Annotated in this window: 15 protein-coding genes; 11 read left to right on the top strand and 4 right to left on the bottom strand. The window is 50.7% G+C overall.

Annotated features, from left to right (window positions below; all coding sequences use genetic code 11):
* Window positions 1-65: 65 nt before the first annotated feature.
* From ACKC9G_RS01780 to ACKC9G_RS01770, 3 genes are all read left to right on the top strand, one after another.
* Complete coding sequence (locus ACKC9G_RS01780) at window positions 66-1,745, top strand: glutamine--tRNA ligase/YqeY domain fusion protein (protein WP_411403215.1); 1,680 nt, start codon at window positions 66-68, stop codon at window positions 1,743-1,745.
* A gap of 122 nt (window positions 1,746-1,867) precedes the next feature.
* Window positions 1,868-3,253, top strand: a complete 1,386-nt coding sequence (gene cysS / locus ACKC9G_RS01775) for a cysteine--tRNA ligase (protein WP_411403300.1) — start codon at window positions 1,868-1,870, stop codon at window positions 3,251-3,253.
* Window positions 3,254-3,564: 311 nt separating this feature from the next.
* On the top strand, window positions 3,565-4,164 hold the full coding sequence (locus ACKC9G_RS01770) for a hypothetical protein (protein WP_411403214.1): 600 nt from the start codon (window positions 3,565-3,567) through the stop codon (window positions 4,162-4,164).
* Between the two features lie 85 nt (window positions 4,165-4,249).
* Here ACKC9G_RS01770 and ACKC9G_RS01765 read toward each other — a convergent pair whose 3' ends face one another.
* On the bottom strand, window positions 4,250-5,269 hold the full coding sequence (locus tag ACKC9G_RS01765) for a lipoate--protein ligase (RefSeq protein ID WP_411403213.1): 1,020 nt from the start codon (window positions 5,267-5,269) through the stop codon (window positions 4,250-4,252).
* Between the two features lie 88 nt (window positions 5,270-5,357).
* Window positions 5,358-6,170, bottom strand: coding sequence for an exodeoxyribonuclease III (xthA, locus tag ACKC9G_RS01760; protein WP_411403212.1), 813 nt, complete (start codon window positions 6,168-6,170; stop codon window positions 5,358-5,360).
* Window positions 6,171-6,393: 223 nt separating this feature from the next.
* On the opposite strand from xthA, the gene ACKC9G_RS01755 reads away from it, so the two are divergent.
* The 5 genes from ACKC9G_RS01755 (at window position 6,394) to ACKC9G_RS01735 (ending at window position 12,055) form a co-directional block, all read left to right on the top strand.
* Entirely contained in the window at window positions 6,394-6,981 is a 588-nt protein-coding gene (locus ACKC9G_RS01755; RefSeq protein WP_411403211.1) for a hypothetical protein, read from the top strand.
* Between the two features lie 117 nt (window positions 6,982-7,098).
* A complete protein-coding gene (locus ACKC9G_RS01750; RefSeq protein WP_411403210.1) occupies window positions 7,099-8,160 on the top strand; it encodes a PLP-dependent cysteine synthase family protein in 1,062 nt (353 codons plus the stop codon).
* Window positions 8,161-8,197: 37 nt separating this feature from the next.
* Window positions 8,198-9,787: a sensor histidine kinase gene (locus ACKC9G_RS01745; protein ID WP_411403209.1), complete on the top strand. Its 1,590-nt coding sequence runs from the start codon at window positions 8,198-8,200 to the stop codon at window positions 9,785-9,787.
* 109 nt (window positions 9,788-9,896) lie between these two features.
* Complete coding sequence (locus tag ACKC9G_RS01740) at window positions 9,897-10,334, top strand: response regulator (RefSeq protein ID WP_411403208.1); 438 nt, start codon at window positions 9,897-9,899, stop codon at window positions 10,332-10,334.
* On the top strand, window positions 10,334-12,055 hold the full coding sequence (locus ACKC9G_RS01735; RefSeq protein ID WP_411403207.1) for a putative bifunctional diguanylate cyclase/phosphodiesterase: 1,722 nt from the start codon (window positions 10,334-10,336) through the stop codon (window positions 12,053-12,055). Before ACKC9G_RS01740 ends, ACKC9G_RS01735 begins: the two co-directional genes overlap by 1 nt.
* Before the next feature lie 188 nt (window positions 12,056-12,243).
* Here the strand turns inward: ACKC9G_RS01735 and rmf are convergent, their stop codons facing one another.
* On the bottom strand, window positions 12,244-12,462 hold the full coding sequence (gene rmf / locus ACKC9G_RS01730) for a ribosome modulation factor (RefSeq protein WP_411403206.1): 219 nt from the start codon (window positions 12,460-12,462) through the stop codon (window positions 12,244-12,246).
* Window positions 12,463-12,978: 516 nt separating this feature from the next.
* On the opposite strand from rmf, the gene rlmKL reads away from it, so the two are divergent.
* Window positions 12,979-15,156: a bifunctional 23S rRNA (guanine(2069)-N(7))-methyltransferase RlmK/23S rRNA (guanine(2445)-N(2))-methyltransferase RlmL gene (gene rlmKL, locus ACKC9G_RS01725; protein ID WP_411403205.1), complete on the top strand. Its 2,178-nt coding sequence runs from the start codon at window positions 12,979-12,981 to the stop codon at window positions 15,154-15,156.
* A gap of 85 nt (window positions 15,157-15,241) precedes the next feature.
* Here rlmKL and ACKC9G_RS01720 read toward each other — a convergent pair whose 3' ends face one another.
* Window positions 15,242-16,891, bottom strand: a complete 1,650-nt coding sequence (locus tag ACKC9G_RS01720; RefSeq protein WP_411403204.1) for a methyl-accepting chemotaxis protein — start codon at window positions 16,889-16,891, stop codon at window positions 15,242-15,244.
* 310 nt (window positions 16,892-17,201) lie between these two features.
* On the opposite strand from ACKC9G_RS01720, the gene ACKC9G_RS01715 reads away from it, so the two are divergent.
* Complete coding sequence (locus tag ACKC9G_RS01715; protein WP_411403203.1) at window positions 17,202-17,900, top strand: GntR family transcriptional regulator; 699 nt, start codon at window positions 17,202-17,204, stop codon at window positions 17,898-17,900.
* Window positions 17,901-17,953: 53 nt separating this feature from the next.
* Window positions 17,954-18,844: a methylisocitrate lyase gene (gene prpB, locus ACKC9G_RS01710; RefSeq protein ID WP_411403202.1), complete on the top strand. Its 891-nt coding sequence runs from the start codon at window positions 17,954-17,956 to the stop codon at window positions 18,842-18,844.
* The last annotated feature ends 33 nt before the right edge of the window (window positions 18,845-18,877 follow it).

Genomic DNA, 18,877 nt, shown 5'->3' with positions numbered 1-18,877 from the left:
CTAGGATGCTTCCTATCTGCGTCGGCGAGTGGCGCCGCGCCTCAACGAATTCAATAACTGGTGCTATGAGCAGCAACGAATCCAATGCGCCTAACCATTTCCTGAGACAGATTGTCGATGCGGATTTGGCCTCAGGCAAACATACCAAGATCATTACCCGATTCCCGCCCGAGCCCAATGGCTACCTGCATATCGGTCATGCCAAATCCATCTGCCTGAACTTTGGTTTGGCGCAAGCGACGGGTGGCGAGTGCAACCTGCGCTTTGATGACACCAACCCTGAAAAAGAAAGTCAGGAATATATCGACTCCATTAAAGAAGATATTCACTGGCTGGGTTTTGGCTGGGCAGGCGAGGTGCATTACGCCTCTGACTATTTTGACCAGCTCCATGCCTGGGCAATCGAATTGATCGAGAATGGTAAAGCGTTTGTGTGCCATCTCACTAATGAGCAGATGCGTGAGTACCGCGGCTCTCTGACTGAGCCAGGTAAACCCAGCCCTTATCGTGATCGCCCGATAGAGGAAAGCCTTGCTGAATTCGCCCGCATGCGTGCTGGTGAATATAAAGAAGGTGAAGCGGTTCTGCGTGCCAAGATTGATATGGCATCGCCTAACATCAATATGCGCGATCCGATCATCTATCGTGTGCGTCATATTCATCATCATCAGACCGGTGATAAATGGTGTATCTATCCCACCTATGACTTCACCCACGGTCAGAGTGATGCCATTGAAGGTATTACGCATTCTATTTGCACGCTGGAGTTTGAAGATCACCGCCCGCTGTACGAGTGGTACCTGAACAATATCAGTGCACCTTGCAAGCCACGTCAGTACGAGTTTGCTCGCCTGAACCTGAATTACACAGTGACCTCCAAGCGCAAGCTGAAGCAGCTCGTCGATGAGAAGCATGTTGACGGCTGGGATGACCCGCGGATGCCGACTATCTCTGGTCTGCGTCGTCGTGGATACACGCCGGCTTCTCTGCGTGAGTTCTGTGAGCGTATTGGTGTTACTCGCAGTGATGGTGTGGTGGATGTCGGTACACTGGAATTCTGTATCCGTGATGATCTCGACAGCGCCGCCAAGCGTGCAATGTGTGTCATCGATCCGGTCAAAGTCGTCATCACCAATTTTGATGAGAATACGGTCGAGCAGATCGAGCTGCCTAATCATCCTAAAGATGAAACCATGGGAGTACGTTCTGTTCCGTTAACCCGTGAAATCTTCATCGAGCGCGAAGACTTTGCGATGGAAGCTCCACGCAAGTGGAAGCGTATGGCACCAGAGCAGTATGTTCGTCTGCGTGGTACCTATGTCATCAAGTGTGATGAACAGATTTTTGATGAACAAGGTAATCTGGTTGAGTTGCGCTGCAGCTATGATCCGGACTCAGCGGGTATTAAGCCTGAGTATAAGGTCAATGGTGTTATTCACTGGGTATCTGCCACTCATAACGTGCCTTGTGAAGTGCGTCTCTATGACCGCCTCTTTACTGAGCCTGATCCTGAGGGTGATAAAGAGCGTTCATTCCTGGACGTGATTAATCCCGAGTCGCTGAGCGTCTTCAGTAATGCGGTGGCCGAAGTCACTCTGGCAGATGCTGAGCCAGAGACTCGCTTCCAGTTCGAGCGTCAGGGTTACTTTGTTGTTGATCGTTTTGATCAGAAAGAAGGTCGTAAGGTCTTCAACCGTACCGTTGGCCTTCGTGACTCCTGGGCCAAGGAACAGCAAAAGAACTAAGCAAATGGGCGGCGACGCTCTGGCTAAATAACGAAAGAGGCATGCTTTGCGTGCCTTTTTCGTTAACTGTATTTTGAAACAGCTTTATCTTCGTTCATTTCAGTAGCAGGGGAATTTCGGTGCTGCAGGTATACAACACCCTCACCAATCAGAAAGAAGCCTTTAAACCTATCGAGCCTGGCAAGATCCGCATGTATGTTTGCGGTATCACCGTGTATGACTACTGTCATATTGGTCATGCTCGGGTCATGGTTTCTTTTGATGTGATTACCCGCTACCTGCGTTTTCGTGGTTTTGATGTGACCTATGTGCGCAACATCACGGATGTGGACGATAAAATTATCGTGCGAGCGGCTGAAAACGGTGAAAGCGTTGATGCGCTGACGCAGCGTTTTATCGATGCCATGCATGAAGATGAAGATGCCCTGTCTGTGCTGCGTCCGGATAAGGAACCACGAGCGACCGCTCACATCGAAGATATTGTTGCCATGGTTCAAACCCTGATCGGGAAAGGTTATGCCTACCAGGGAGCTTCTGGTGATGTTTATTACCGTGTCGAAAAGTTTGATGGTTACGGCAAGCTAACGAATCGCAATATTGAAGACATGCGCTCCGGGGCTCGTGTAGAAGTTGCTGAAGATAAAGAAAGTCCTCTGGACTTCGTGCTCTGGAAAATGGCCAAACCTGGTGAGATTAGCTGGTCCTCGCCCTGGGGTGAAGGGCGTCCTGGTTGGCACATTGAGTGCTCTGCCATGTCGACTTGCTGTCTGGGTAACACCTTTGATATTCATGGTGGTGGCCCGGATCTTCCGTTTCCGCATCATGAAAATGAGATTGCCCAGTCTGAGGCCGCGACCGGACAACAGTATGTGAACTATTGGATGCATGCGGGTGCCGTTCGCGTTGACAAGGTGAAAATGTCCAAATCGCTGGGCAACTTCTTTACGATACGCGATGTATTGGCTGCTAATAACCCGGAAATTGTCCGTTATTTACTGACTTCAACCCATTACCGGAGCCAGATCGACTACAGTCCGGACTCTCTCAAAGAAGCGCGCCAGGGACTAGAGCGCTTCTACAATGCCCTTCGTGGTTTGGACTATAACGCTAATGGCGTTGATGTTGAGGCTCAGTATCTGGAGCGGTTTACTGAGGTCATGGACGATGACTTCAATACCCGTGAAGCGTTATCGGTAATGTTTGATATCGTTCGTGAAATCAACCGCTGCCGTAAGGCCGAGGAAAACGAGCGTGCCACTTCACTGGCTGGTCAACTGGTTCGTTTGGGAAGTGTATTGGGGCTGCTTCAACAATCCCCTGAAGCCTTCCTGCAAAGTGGTGCTGAAGAAGGGCTTTCCAGCGACTATATCGAAGAACAGATTCAGGCCCGGGCAGAAGCCAAGAAAGCGAAAGACTTTGCCAAAGCGGACGCCATTCGACAGGCGCTGCTTGAGCAGGGCATTGAGCTAAATGATAGCCGGGAAGGTACGACCTGGCAGCGTGCCTGAGACTATTCCATAGTCCGTAAAGCCCGCGCCCAGCGGGCTTTTTAATAAGGTCGGGTGGCTGGTTTTCGAGATGCTTTCGAACTCAGCGAAGTCATCGTGTAAGGCTATACAGGCTTTGATCCTTTAAGTACCTTGACGTATGTGACGGTATGTCTCGTACTACTGAAAATCTGAGCCAATATGGATCATAATTTGATCTCTTTAATGTGTTCACATAACCAATAACAGGCTTGCAGGCCATGGCAATGAAGTTACTGAAAAGCTGCGTACTCATCGGTTTGACGACTCTTTTTTCCGGGTGTGTCACGGTTATGCAAGGCAATATCAAAACTGTGGCTAATCCTTATGAGCCTATTAAGCCCAATTCGGTATTGGTGCTGGATGCTAATCTGGAAACGAAAGCCTATCTGGAGAATCTCAAGCTGGCTTTCCTGATGCGTGGTTATAAAGCGGCATACCCACGAGAGACGCTGCCAGCTAAGGTTTATCCGGATTATCAGGTCGATGTGGACGCAAAAACCGAGTCCCAGATCATTCAGAGCCAGGAGCCTATTTATGGCAATGTGAATACTGGTGGCTGGGTTCAGGACTGTAGAAAAGAGAAGGGAGCGACCCGATGCATAAGCCGGCCTGAAACGCGGTGGGATGTTGTTGGCTATCGCCCGGTTAATGAGCAGGTCGATAACTATACCCTTACCATGAACTGGTTTCCGTTAAAGTCGGGACAGACTAAAGCTTCTGCCAAGCAGGAGTCAGTGCTGCAGGTTACGGCCCAAACTACACAGAAGGGCTGTGATCCAAATCGGATTTACGCGTTTTTGATCCAGCAGGCGGTAAACCGATTCACCCCGGAAAGAAACAGCGCCAGTAACTTCAAGGTAGAAATGCCAGAGGGCTATTCCTGTCGCTAAAGCCTCTGGCGTCATTAACCAATTCTTACTCGTAATAAAAAGGCTTCCTGATAAGAAAGCCTTTTTATTTCTACCTCTAGCTAATCTAGGCTAAGGCCACCTTCAGCCAGGCGGAAACATCCTCGGTCATTGGGCCCATTTCAGGATGATTCAGTTCCAGTGCATGCAGTTTGGTAATCAGTGCCTGAGGCTGATATTTCTCGCCTTTAAGGGACTCTGCCCAGAGTAGCCAGGGGTCGGGCTGAAGGGTGTCAGTAAATAGTTTGACCTCAGTGATATGACCTTTATTGACGTTGAGATAGAGCTCCACTCCTCCCCAGTTGAAGCGCTCAGAGAGCTCATGGTCGAACTCAAGCGCCTGGCCGAAGTTCCACTCCCAAGAGCTTTGCTGAGCAAAGCGTTCGGCAAAACCTTCAAGTGCGAGGGGGTGATCCGGAGAAATCATCTCCGGTTCGACGCGACTATTGCAATACGCGAAGAAGGCCTCCGTTAGCGCTTCGCAAATCATGTCATGGGTCAGTGCAGGCTTTTTATCAGTCAGGTTACCGACACGGGCACGTACTGAGCTGATGCCTTTGGCCTTCAGCTTCTTAGGATCCGGGGTAAGGTAGTTGGTGAGACGATCCAGGCTGGCATTCACGAGCAGGGTGCCGTGATGAAAACCCCGATCCGGCGTTTCACGGTAAGCCGATCCGGAGATTTTGCGTGGTCCGTCGGCAAGATCGAGCAACAGGTCATTACGCCCTGAGGCATAACTCTCCAGCCCTAAACTATGCAACGCTTTCAGAACAATGCCGGTTGAGGTGTGTCTGTCATATTCAGGCTTGCCTGCCATAAAGGTGAAGTTGGTATTGCCCAGGTCATGAAAGACCGCACCACCACCACTTTGCCGGCGAGCCAGCTTAATATTGTCAGCCTCCATTTGGCGGGTATTACATTCTTTCCAGGCGTTCTGTGCCTTGCCAATGACCACCGTGTCGGCGTTACTCCACAGAAAGAGCACACGCTGCTGAGGCTCCATCAGACGGAAAATGCTCTCTTCAACAGCAAGGTTAAACCAAGGGTCTGTTGAGTCTGAGATCAGCAGGCGTGTGGTTAGTGACATAAGTTAAAGCCTCCGCTCCTCAGCAAGGTAAACTCTGCTGCAATGCAAGCCAATAAAATAAGAACAGTTTCAGTGCTGGCGTTAAGCCTTACTCAAACTTGGCCCAAATAGGGCAGTGGTCCGAAGGCTTCTCCATGCCACGACTTACATAATCGATACCGGTACCGACTAATTTGGCTGCCATAGGGGGCGTTGCCAGAATGTGATCAATACGAAGACCCCGCTTCGGCTCATCCTCAAAGCCCTTGCTGCGATAATCAAACCAGCTGTACCAGCTGTTATCGTCCGGATTTTGCATCCGCCAGGTATCCTGAAAACCCCAGCTCATCAGACGCTGATACCATTCGCGCTCTTCAGGTTGAAAGCTGGTTTTGCCGGTTTTCAGCCAGCGTTTGCGGTTAGGTTCGCCGATGCCGATATCCGTATCCTCAGGGGAAATATTGAAGTCCCCCATGACAATAATGTTCTGATCGGGATGGTGCTGGGTTTCTAGATAGTTCTGCAGCTGCGAATAGAAGGCGCGTTTAGCTGGGAACTTTACCGGATGGTCAACCGCTTCACCCTGCGGAAAGTAGCCATTGAGCACGGTGGCTTCGATGCCGTTGGCATCAACGAAAGTGCCGATGATCATGCGCTTTTGAGCATCTTCCGTATCGTCCGGAAATCCTTTCTGTAAGGATTTGGCGGGAAACCTGCTTAGAAAAGCGACGCCATAGTGGCCTTTCTGGCCATGGTGATAGATGTGATAGCCCAGTTTTTCTACATCACTAAGCGGGAATTGCTCATCCGCAACCTTGATTTCCTGAAGCCCAATCACATCGGGTTGATGAAGCTCAATAATTGCTTCCAGCTGATGCAATCGAGCGCGAATACCGTTGATGTTAAAAGAAATGATATTCATGGAGTCGTTCGGATCCTGAGCTGTTGCTTGCAGACGTTATAGCCTTCGGTAAGCCAGCGGTATTTGGCTTAAGAGAGAAAGAGTCTGCTTCTAATGAATAATATTTACTGTGGCGACTAGTGTAACCGATTCGGATCTCTCTGCCAGAGATGGGGATGATCAGAATGGTTTGCCTATTTATTAGGCGCTGAAGGCTGTTTGGGCGCCATTCTGCACCGAAATAGTGAGTAACGTTCAACTTTGGCAAGGTTTATCGCTTTTCTACCAAGGGTTTTGTTTCAGACCCTTGCAACCGGATAGTAAAGCGTTGAAGATGAGCACGTTTTGTTCGTCTTCCACAGGGATTCGGGAACCGGGTGTCGTCTCTTCAGGTCGTCTTAGTATGAAAAAGAAAATCGCGTTAGTAGTACTCTCAACAATTTTGGCAGGATGCATGGGCACGGGCACCAAAGAAGAGCCCAAAAAGGAAGTGGCTAAAAAGCCTGAGCCTATTCCTGCTGACGAAGTAAGAATGGTCATGGCGGGCGACTATAAAACCGTCTATCGCAAAGTGCTGCCTTTTATGCGCGGCTGCAATACTGGTCGTATCAGCCATCTGGATGCGCTACTGGTTAAAGACTCTGGCGGCTTTGGTCAGATCGTCATTAACGACTCCATCGGACCGGTAGTAACTGCGCGCTTTGAGCAATATGACAAGTCCCAGACGCAGGTTAAGGTCAAATTTGCCAGTTTGAGCTGGGAGCCTGTGGCGAAAACTGTTTTGAAATGGGCGGATGGTACTCAGCCAATTTGTCCAAAAAAGATTAAATAACGGCGAGTTTTCAAACACTCACCGAAAAGTCTTCTGGCGCTGACGTCAGCAAGTCGGTAAAAAAGGGAACATTCTTTGTTCCCTTTTTTATTGGTTCAGGCGTACCAGGAGTTGTAGATGCAAGACCCGTGGGTTTATGAGGCGATTCGTAAAATTGAGGCAGACTTCCAGCGCTCTGCTGACACTCACCTCATCAAACTGGACTTACCCTGGCTGGAACATACTCCTTTATACCTGAAGGATGAAAGTACTCATCCCACAGGCAGTCTGAAGCATCGTCTCGCCCGTTCCCTGTTTCTCTATGGCCTCTGTAATGGCTGGATTCGTGAAGGCACACCAATTATTGAATCCTCCAGTGGTAGCACGGCCATTTCTGAAGCCTACTTCGCCCGATTGTTAGGTCTGCCTTTTATTGCCGTGATTCCGGAAACGACCGCGTCACGAAAGATTCGTCAGATTGAGTTTTATGGTGGCAAGTGTCATCTGGTTTCGGGCCCTAAAATCTATGAAGAGTCACACCGGCTAGCGGCAGAGTTAAAGGGTCATTACATGGATCAGTTTACCTTTGCTGAACGTGCAACTGACTGGCGAGGCAATAACAATATCGCCGAGTCCATCTTCCGCCAGATGGAACAGGAGGAGTTTCCAATCCCGGCTTGTATTGTCATGAGTGCAGGTACAGGAGGCACTTCTGCGACGATTGGTCGTTATCTGCGATATCAGCGGCTTTCAACGCAATTGACGGTTGTCGATCCTAATAACTCCGTCTTCAAAGGCTACTTTGAGACCGGCGATAGCTCGCTGACATCAGCCAAAGGCTCCTGTATTGAGGGTATTGGACGTCCGCGGGTTGAGCCGTCATTTATCCGCACCGTCATTGATGAAATGCGTCATGTCCCGGATGTGGCATCCATCGCGACGATTCGCTGGCTGGAAAAAATCCTTGGCCGCCGGTGTGGTGCCAGTACCGGAACGAATGTATTCGGCGCCTTGGAAGTAGCTCATCGCATGCAGCAGCAGGGACTTAAAGGTTCCATTGTTACCCTGATCTGTGACAGCGGCGAGCGCTATCCCGATACCTATTATGACGATGTCTGGGTGCAGCAGCACATTGGAGACATTGCCCCTGTTCTGACCAGACTTGATGAGTTTGAGCAGACGGGTGAATGGCGTCTCTGACAAGATTATTCACCACACTTCACCAGGGAAGGTAGCCATGAAGTCTTTCGATCCGGAACTGATCAATGCCATGGCAATGCGTACGCCAGCGGTGGTGCTTTATAAAGACGCTAATCTGGTCATTACGCGTGTCAGCGAAAGCTTCCTCGAGCTTTTTAAGTTCCGGGAAGCGGAGGTCATCGGCAAAACTGCTGATGAAATCTTTGAGAATAATGATGCCCGCTATCATGAGGCCGACCTTCGCATTCTGGCCGAAGGTGAAACACTGTTACTTGATGAGCACTTTGTTCACCCTCTGACAGGTAAGGACGTTTGGCTAAGTACCGAGAAATTTCCCGTCTATGATGCAGAGGATGTTTTGGTGGGTATCTGCTCCATTAGTCACGATGTGACGGAGCGTCGTGTTTTTAAGCAGCTGACTCACAGTATCACCCAGGCGGTGTCCCGCCGTTATGGTCAGGATTTCTTTGAACAAATGGCCCTCAACATGCGTGATGCACTGGGGGCTTCTCACGTTTTTATCTCACGTATTAAGCCTGAAGAGTCTGCGGGAATGATGCTGGCGCTCTGTAATCAGCAAGGGCTAATGACTCCCTTTAGCCATCCCATCGCGGGGACACCCTGCGCTGAGACGCTGACCACCAGCTTCTGCGTTTATAAAGATGAAGTTCAGCAGCGCTTTCCAGAAGATGAATCGCTGGGTCGCTATGGCGCACGAGGCTACGTGGCAGCGACCTTGCTGGATCAGCAAGGAGATTATATCGGAGTGATGGGGGCGTTGTTTAATACGGCGTTACCCTCAGAGGACATAGCCACCACCCTGATGGGCTTTTTTGCCGACCGTGTTGCTTCGGAAATGGAACGCTATGAAGCGGTTGATGCACTCAAAGCATTGAATTATGAGCTTGAGCAACGTGTGCAGGAGCGTACCAGCGCCCTCGAAGCTGTTAATAGTGAACTTGAGGCGTTTGCTTATTCGGTTTCCCACGATTTGCGAGCGCCGCTTCGTGCACTGGATGGCTATAGTCATGCGTTACTTGAAGATTATGAGACTCAGCTGGATGACACCGGTCAACTATATTTGCAGCGCCTGAGAAATGCCGCACAGCAAATGGGTGAATTGATAGATGCCTTGTTAGAACTCTCGCGGGTTGCCCGATCGTCCATCCGCCGCGAGCAGGTTAATCTGTCTGAGATGGCACAAGAGTTGGTAACCGATCTGGAGCTGGAAAACCCTGAACTTAAAGTGACTACTCAAATCGAGCAAAACCTGGTGGTAGAGGGAGATCCGGCGCTACTTCGCAGTGTAATGCAGAATCTGCTGACGAACGCCTGGAAGTATTCTTCTAAAAGCAGCCAGCCTGAAATAAAAGTTGGGAAGCGCATCGAAGACGGGGTAACCAACTTTTATGTGGAGGATAACGGGGTAGGTTTTGAACCCTCTCAGGAGCATCGGTTATTTAAGCCTTTCCAACGCCTTCATGACCGACGTGACTTCGATGGAATTGGCATTGGGCTTGCCACAGTAGCCCGGATTATCAGGCGCCACGGCGGACAAATACGGGGTAGGGGATTTCCTGATAAGGGTTGTTGTTTTTCCTTTACATTGTGTAAGGAATCGATTTAGTCTTGATACAAATTTGGACGCTGGCGCTATCTGGCTCAGCGCTGTCAGGATCCGTGGACTAACATGACGGGGCATCCAGGATCAGCCGTGGAAATGGAGCAAGACATACATGTTGCGTGACGGCGTGATTTTACTGGTTGAGGACAACCCTGATGATGAGCTGCTGGCGCATCGCGCTTTTAGTAAGCACCAACTCGAACACAAGGTGATTACTGTCCGTGATGGCCAGGAAGCGCTGGACTATCTCTTCAGAGCGGGTGACTTCAGGCAACGTTCCTTGCTCGATGAACCTGTACTGATTCTGCTGGATCTGAACCTGCCTAAAGTGAATGGACATGAAGTCCTGCGGCGCTTTCGTGAGAAAGTACGAACCTGTCCCGTAGTCATGCTCAGCACCTCGAACGAGCAGGCGGATATCACCGCCTCGTATCAGTTGGGGGCCAATAGTTTTGTCAGAAAGCCCGTAGACTTTGCTGACTTTGCACAATCCCTGGGAGATGTGCTCAGTTATTGGCTGGATACCAATCTCACTCCTTCAGGAGGCTAATGAATATGCAGTCTTTGGCCATTTTGCTGATTGAGGATTCTCTGGATGATGAGCTCCTTTTGGAGCGCTACCTGCGAAAGCAGGGCTACATCACCGAAATACGCCGCGTCTCCCGTTGGGATGATGTGCTCGCCGTTTTTGAGGAAGACTGGCGACCTGATCTGGTGCTGACGGATCACAGCCTGCCGGGCTATCAGTCAGTCGATATCATAAAGCTGGTCAAAACGCGTTGTCCTGATCTGCCCGTCATCGTGATCTCGGGAAGTATTGGTGAGGAGATGGCGGTAGAGACCCTGAAAGCGGGTGCTGATGACTATGTGCTCAAGGATAATCTGACCCGCCTTTCCGCGGCGATTGAGAGAGTATTGCGTGAAGTTGCCAGTAACCGTGCCCGTCGCTCTGCAGAAGAGCGTCTCCATTATATGGCCTACCATGACTCTCTGACCGGGCTCTATAACCGCTTTGCATTTGAGCGCGAGCTTGATCAGCTCAGTAAAAAGCTCAGCCCATCTTCCGTGCATACCCTGGTGTTTATTGATCTGGATGACTTCAAAGTCGTTAATGACTGCTGCGGGCATCTGGCGGGCGATCAGCTGTTGGTTCAGGTAGCGATGCTGCTTGCTCATCACCTTCCTAAAGAATTTCAGCTCTGCCGGGTGGGTGGGGATGAGTTTACTATTCTGATGGAAAACACGGCCCTGATGGACGGGCTTAAATTTGCCAACAAACTTCAGGATGAGATCAAGCAATTCCGCTTTAACTGGGAAAATCGCCTTTTTACCATTGGCGCGAGCATGGGCGCGGTGGAAATAACGGCGCAGCTTGCGGAAAGCCGCTCGATTCTCAGTGCCGCAGATATGGCTTGCTACTCGGCAAAGGATGCTGGCAGAGGACGAGTCCATGTCTATCAGGAACAGGATAGCTCCATTCTGACCATGCGTGAGCAGCTGGGTTGGGTACAGATTATTAATGAGGCACTGGAGCGTGATCAGTTCATGGCCTACTGGCAGCCGATCATTCCAGTGAGTGACTCCAGCACCGAACCCGCGTTCTATGAGTTTCTCCTGCGCCTGGAGCATGAAGGTAAGATTATTCCGCCTGGTGCCTTTATTCCGGCCGCTGAGCGCTATCACCTGATGAACCAGCTGGATCGTCATATGGTGACACTCTGCTTTGGTCATATCTCTGATCATCAGTCACAACGTCATCGCTGTCTGTATTTCATTAATCTCTCAGGGGCTACTCTGAGCGATGAAAATTTCCCGGATTTTGTAGCCGAACAGCTGATTCTTCATAGCGTTCCCGCTGAAAGCCTGTGTTTTGAAATCACAGAAACCGCCGCGATTTCGAACTTTCAGCAAGCCTCTAGGCTGATTGCCAGTCTGCGTGAACTGGGCTGTCATTTTGCGCTGGATGACTTTGGTTCTGGCATGAGCTCTTATGGCTATCTGAAAAACCTGCCGGTGGACTTCATCAAGCTAGATGGCAGTTTTGTCCGCGATATCTGTGAAGATCCCATGAGTGAAGCCATCGTGGACTCCATCAATCGTATCTGCCACGTGGCTGGGCTTAAGACGATTGCAGAGTTTGTTGAGAATCTCGAAATCTATAATCGACTGGCTAAACTGGGCGTGGATTACTGCCAGGGCTACGCCATCGCCAAGCCAGCTCCTATCGATGCGGCGCCTGAGTACCTTTACAAGGTAGCCAATGAACGCTGATCCAGGCATGTGATAAGACAAGGCGCGTGTTTTGTTTTAGTGATTTAGTGCGATACACAGAAGAGCGGCTCAATCGAAGAAATACTGTCTGACAGAATAGAAAAGGGCGGTGATGTTCCGCCCTGAATTAGCCAGATATGAATAATCTGGCTTCGTTGAGATAAGCAGATTGTCTTGGTGAAGTAGCTCTAAATAGTGTTGATATGCATTGCTGGATCACGATGGATGGCCGAAACGCCTCCCAGACCGCTCCAATAGTCTTCACGGCCAGCACGCCATCCTGTCATCCAGTTGGCTCGCTGATCCAGATTGTTCAGCTGACAGTTATCTCGGGACTTGCCCGCAATGCCTGCCTGATAGCCGCGTGAAAAGATGCGGTTGGAGGTGTCGCGTTTTTGTCTTTTCATATCCGTGTGACCTCATTTCATGTTTTCAGCAGAGCGATTTCATCGCGATGCACAACATTGCGTGTGATCAGAAAAGCAGATGATCAACTTTGCATCTGATCGGGCTGAACTGTGACTCAGTCAGTGGCAATGCGTTGAAGACGTCTCCGCAGCACAAAGCCTTAACAACGTTGTCATTGTTTTTTAGCAGTACTGTAAAAGGCTTGTCGAATACTGAAGGGTTATAAAAAAGTCTAAGATGCGAATTATGGGTGCTGAAACCTGGCGTAAATCCAACAAAATCAGGTGGTTATAACGCTCTTTTCAATGTATTGCCTGGCATGCATATATCGAGAAAATTATTCACGTAGTGCATGAAAGCTGCTGAACTCTATTCACCTTCGTTTCCGCAGATTACCCAAGCCCTTGAATCGGGGAAAAATTTCATTCCTTGGTCGAAGCTGCCTGCTTGGGTAGAATACGCGGCTATGACTTTTCTGGCAGCACACTGCCACTGACCCGCAGGTTACCGCGTTTATGTCCGACCTTTCTCGTTACCTTGTTACCTGTCCGAAAGGGCTTGAGTTACTGCTGGAAGCCGAAGTGCAATCCCTGGGCGCGACCAGCGCTCGCCAGACAGTAGCTGGAGTTTTCTGCGAAGGTGATCTGGAAGTCGGCTACCGGTTATGCCTCTGGTCACGTTTTGCGAACCGCGTGCTACTGATTCTGAATGAGTGGGAAGCGGATAATGCCGATGACCTGTATGCCGGCGTGAAAGCCGTCGACTGGATTGAGCATATGTCGGCAGATGGCACTTTGGCGGTCGATTTCCATGGCAAGGCAGCAGACATTCGCCACAGCCACTTTGGTGCTCTGCGCGTTAAGGATGCCATTGTTGACCAGATGCGTGAGCAATTCGGCAAACGTCCCAGTGTGGATGCCAAAACACCGGATCTTCGTATTTCTGCCAGTCTGTTTAAGCAGAAAGCAACGGTGAGTATTGATCTGTCCGGTGACAGTTTGCACCGTCGGGGCTACCGTCAGCAGGCCGGTGCGGCGCCGTTGAAGGAAAACCTGGGCGCGGCAATCCTGCGCCGTGCGAACTGGGAAGAGATCGCCAGCGCTGGCGGTCGGTTGATTGATCCCATGTGCGGCTCCGGTACCTTGCTGATTGAAGCTGCGCTGATGGCAATGGATATCGCACCCGGGCTTGGCCGTTGGCGTTTTGGCTTTAACCAGTGGAAGAAGCATGACGGAGCCCTGTGGCAACAGCTGCGGGAAGAGGCGACTCAGCGTAAGCGGATTGGGCTTGAAAAAGGCTGCGGCGAGATCCGCGGTTACGATGATAACCCTCAGGTGATTCGTACTGCTGAAGCGAACATTCAGCGCGCCGGTCTGGAAAAGTTTGTGCGTGTGAGTGTGAAGGATGTCGCCCATCTGGTGCAGCCGACCCATATTCAGGACGAGGTGCCGGGGCTTGTGATTTGTAACCCACCCTACGGTGAGCGTCTGAGTGATGTGCCCGTGCTGGTTCATCTCTATCGTTCGCTGGGTGAGCGTTTAATTAGCGAGTTTCCGGGCTGGTATGCCGGTATCTTCACCGGTAACCCCGATCTTTGTAAGAAGATGCGCCTGCGCTCCACCAAGCAATATAAGTTCTTTAATGGTGCTCTGCCTTGTGAGCTGGTACTGCTCAACATTTCTGAGCCTTACATTTTTGCAGCTCCGTCAAAAGCACCTGCCGCTCAGTATTCAGAGGAAATTGAGCTACCGGAAGGCGCACTGATGTTTGCCAACCGCGTTAAGAAAAATCTGAAGTCACTGAGCCGTTGGGTGTCGCGCCAGAAGATTGATGCGTATCGCCTTTATGATGCGGATATGCCGGAGTATTCCGTCGCCGTCGATGTGTATCGTGACTGGCTGCATGTTTCCGAGTATGCGCCGCCGAAGACCATTGATCAGGACAAGGCTCGCAAGCGTCTGGAAGAAGTTATGCTCGCGCTGCCAGGTGTTACCGGTATTGCTCCGGAACGTATCGTGCTTAAACAGCGTCAGCGTCAGAGTGGCACAGCGCAGTACGAACGTATTGGTCAGCAGGGTGAGCTGCTTGAGGTGATTGAAGGGGACTGCAAGCTGTTGGTTAACCTGCAGGACTATCTCGATACCGGTCTTTTCCTGGATCACCGTCCCGTGCGTCAGTGGGTGCAAGAGCGTAGTCGTGATCAGCGCTTCCTGAACCTGTTCTGTTATACCGCCACGGCAACGGTACATGCTGCGATGGGCGGTGCGCGCAAAACCACGTCAGTGGATATGAGCAAAACCTATCTGGAATGGGCGCGTAAAAACATGGCCATCAATGGCTTTGGTGAGCGCTTCCACCAGTTTGAGCAGGCGGATTGTCTGGCTTGGCTAAAGACCAATAAAGACGAATTTGATCTGATCTTCATGGACCCGCCATCCTTCTCCAACTCCAAGCGAATGCTGGATGTGCTTGATGTCCAGCGGGATCACGTTGAAATGATCACCCTGGCAATGAAGCGTTTGAGTAAGGACGGTTTGCTACTGTTTTCCAACAACCTTCGTACCTTCAAGATGGATACTGAAGCGCTGGGCCAGTTTGACATCAAGGATGTCACCGGCAAAAGCTTTGATCCGGATTTCAGCCGTAACCAGCGTATCCATCAGTGTTTTGAGATTCGCCACCGTCAGGCTTAAGCCCGCTCCGGGTTCTCAATCCTCAGAAACAAAAAACCACTTCAATTGAAGTGGTTTTTTTATGCCGATGCAGGCTTACGTCTGCCTAGAGTTTAAAACCCCCAACCAACGCATCCAGCTTGCCTGATAATTGCTTGAGCTGATTGCTGGACTGGTTGAGCTGGTTGGCGATATCCGTTGTTTCCAGTGTGAACTGGTTAATATCCTCAATATTGCGACTGATATCTTCCACCACCGAGGACTGCTCTTCGGTCGCGGTCGCCACCTGAATATTCTGATCACTGATTTGGGCGATGTTGTTATCAATCTCCTGTAGTGTGTTGCTGGTGCGCTGCGACTGGCTGACAACACTCTGGCTTTGGCTCAGCCCTTTATTCATCGCTTCAACCGCCCGGCGGGATTCACTCTGCAATGAGTCAATAATCTGCTGAATTTCGCTGGTGGATTGCCCTGAGCGATTAGCCAGCGTACGTACCTCATCGGCTACGACCGCAAATCCACGGCCTTGTTCACCGGCACGCGCAGCCTCAATGGCAGCATTCAGCGCCAGTAAGTTAGTCTGCTCAGAAATACCCCGAATGGTGTCCAGTGTGGTGCTGATACGATCAATCTGGCCAGCCAGTGATCCAATCACCTGACCTGCCTGATCAAGCTCGTGGCTAAGCTCGCCAATTTGTGTGCCGGACTGGCTCACTACTTTTCGGCCTTCTGCGGAGCGTTCGGAAGCGGCTTTGGCAAGTCCTGCGGCCTGCTCAGCATTGCCGGCAATTTCGTTTACAGTCGAGCCCAGCTCATGGATGGCGGTCGCCACCTGTGTCGTACGATCGCGCTGAGAAGTGCAATTGGACTGGGTTAACTGTGCCTTCTCTGCAACGTCATGCGCCATTGAGGAAAGGGCACGCGCATCTTCTGCCAGCTGATCAATCACTTTATGCACCTTGTCGATAAAGCGGTTAAAGCTGCTGGAGATATTCGACAGCTCATCATTGCCGTCCTGAGGTAAGCGAGTTGTCAGGGAGAGAGTATCTGCTGCACCGCCAATAACGGTTTGCATACGGTTAACACGGCGTTTCAGATGAACAATGATCAGGTATGAGAAAACCAGTGAAATCAGCAGGCCCAGCACAATAACGCTGATCATAAAAATCTGACCACTTTTGAAACTCTGGTGGCTAAGGTCATTATGCAACTGGGCCTCTTGTAGCAGCTCATCAAGCAGCTGATTAGCCGCCTTACGCATCTGGCCATAGGTTTTTGCGTACTGGTCGCGGTAAATCAGCATGCCCTGATTCATATCGCCCTGATCGAAGGCATTCAGCATCGGGGTGATTTCATCGTTCACCATGGCTTCAAACTGGTTAAGCAGCGCTTGGGCCTGCTTCCTGAGTTCAGGTTTCACCTGAGCCTTCACGGCCTGCTGCATCGCCTCGCGCATTTCCGGAATATCTTCAGTATTGGCTTCCTTAACCCGGGTCAGCACTCCGCGTTCATCTTTCAGCGTTTCCTGCTGTTGCAACATCATCATGTCGATACCGACGCGCATGCGGGGTATGCGCGAGTTAACCTCGGCCATCGCCCTCAAAGGAGCTGCTGTATTGACGTAAAGCTCATTGGATTCATCCTGCATGGCAGACATGCTGCGCAGGCTGCTAAGTCCTACCAGGACCAACGCAAGCGAGGGAATAAGAACGGCCAGGATCAGGCGTGACTGAAGTGTCATTCGATTGAGCAACATGGGACTTCCTTGACTGCAGACAAGAAGATAAAGACACCATGCTTTGCGTTCAGCGCCGCTGCTTATACACGTAAAGTTGGTGTCTAAAGTCGCTGTTATAAGCAATCCTGTAAGAGAATGACAGTCATTTTTTAACCTTTCGTAAGACTTTTTGATATAAGACGCAGATTTGGGATATTTCGACGTTGTTTGCTATATTGTCGACAATCCTGGGTTGAGTAAGCCTTTTTATATTCATATAGATCAATTTTTCGGATTAGTGTCGACATTGGCGTCATTCACTGATTCGGTCTTTTAGCGAGACTATTTGATGAGTGCACAAACCCCACCTGCGGCAGTAGCAATGGATCTGCCACTGGTTGAGCAGATCAGTCATACCTTGCGCGAGGCCATAGTGGTCGGTGAGATTGCCGCCGGTCAGAAGATCAGCGAGCCAGAACTGGCCCGACGTTTTGAGGTCAGTCGTGCTCCTTTACGGGAAGCATTACGCCAGCTGGAAAGTAAGGGGCTGGTGGTACGCATACCTAATGTCGGGGCGCGAGTGGTGTCGCTATCGTTGGCAGAGCTTGTCGACATTTATGCCGTGCGAGAGGCCATGGAGGGTATGGCTGCGCGGCTGGCCGCCGAGCACATGAGTGATACTGAAATCAGCGAACTCCAACAGCTGATTGATGCTCATGAGCAACAGCAGGCAGTGCAGGAGAATCGGGCTTACTTCCAGCATGAAGGCGATCTCGACTTTCACTACCGCATCATCGTGGGGAGTAAAAACCGAAAGCTGATCAGCCTGCTTCAAGGAGAGCTGTACCACCTGCTGCGTATGTATCGCTATCAATTCAGTACGTCCAGCAGTCGCCCTTTGAAAGCACTTTCTGAGCACCGTCGTATTGCCGAGGCGATCGCTGAGCGCGATGGCGAACTGGCAGAGTTGCTAATGCGTCGACACATTTCCCGCGCCAGAAAGAACCTTCTGGCCCGAGCCGATAGCGAACTTGGGCAAGAGACGTAAAGCCTACGTCAGACAGCATGATTCACGAAGATAACAAGAAAGAGGATAACTCTATGAGCACCCAGAGCGCAGGTCTGCGTTTTCGTCAGGCATTGAAGAACAACCAGCCCCTGCAGATTGTCGGCACTATTAATGCCTACTGCGCCATGATGGCTGAGCGGGTAGGACACCAGGCGATTTATTTGTCCGGTGGCGGAGTGGCCAATGCCTCTTACGGTCTGCCGGATCTGGGTATGACCAGCATGAACGATGTGCTCGAAGACGTTCGCCGTATTACTGCAGCAACACAGTTGCCCTTGCTTGTCGATATCGATACTGGCTGGGGTGGGGCATTTAACATTGGCCGCACTATTAAAGAAATGGAGCGTGCCGGTGCGGCGGCGGTTCATATTGAGGATCAGGTAGCGCAGAAGCGCTGCGGCCATCGCCCTAATAAGGAAATCGTCAGTCAGGAAGAAATGGTTGACCGTATCAAGGCAGCAGCTGATGCACGAACCGACAGTGATTTTTTTATCATGGCCAGAACTGACGCATTTCAGAAGGAAGGGATTGATGCCGCTGTAGAGCGGGCACGCGCCTGTCTTGCCGCAGGTGCCGACGGCATTTTTGCTGAAGCTGTGCACACCCTGGAGGATTATCAGGCGTTCTCCTCGGCCATCGATGGCGCGCCTTTACTGGCGAACATCACCGAGTTTGGAGCAACGCCTCTCTTTAATAAGTCTGAGCTGGCTAATAGTGGTGTCTCTATGGTGCTTTATCCCTTGTCCGCCTTTCGCGCCATGAACAAGGCTGCCCTCAACGTGTATGAGTCCATTCTCTCGAAAGGTGATCAAACGGCTGTCGTGGATACCATGCAGACGCGTATGGAACTCTATGATTTCCTCAACTATCACGCCTTTGAGCAGAAGCTGGATGGCCTGTTCGCTGAAGGCAAGAATAAATAGCAGCCGCTATAAGGCTAAAGAATTGGCTGGAGA

This window comes from Pokkaliibacter sp. CJK22405, assembly GCF_046614695.1.
Lineage (GTDB): Bacteria > Pseudomonadota > Gammaproteobacteria > Pseudomonadales > Balneatricaceae > Pokkaliibacter.
Note: the sequence above shows the minus strand (reverse complement) of the source record. Positions and strands in the feature narration are given on the sequence as shown.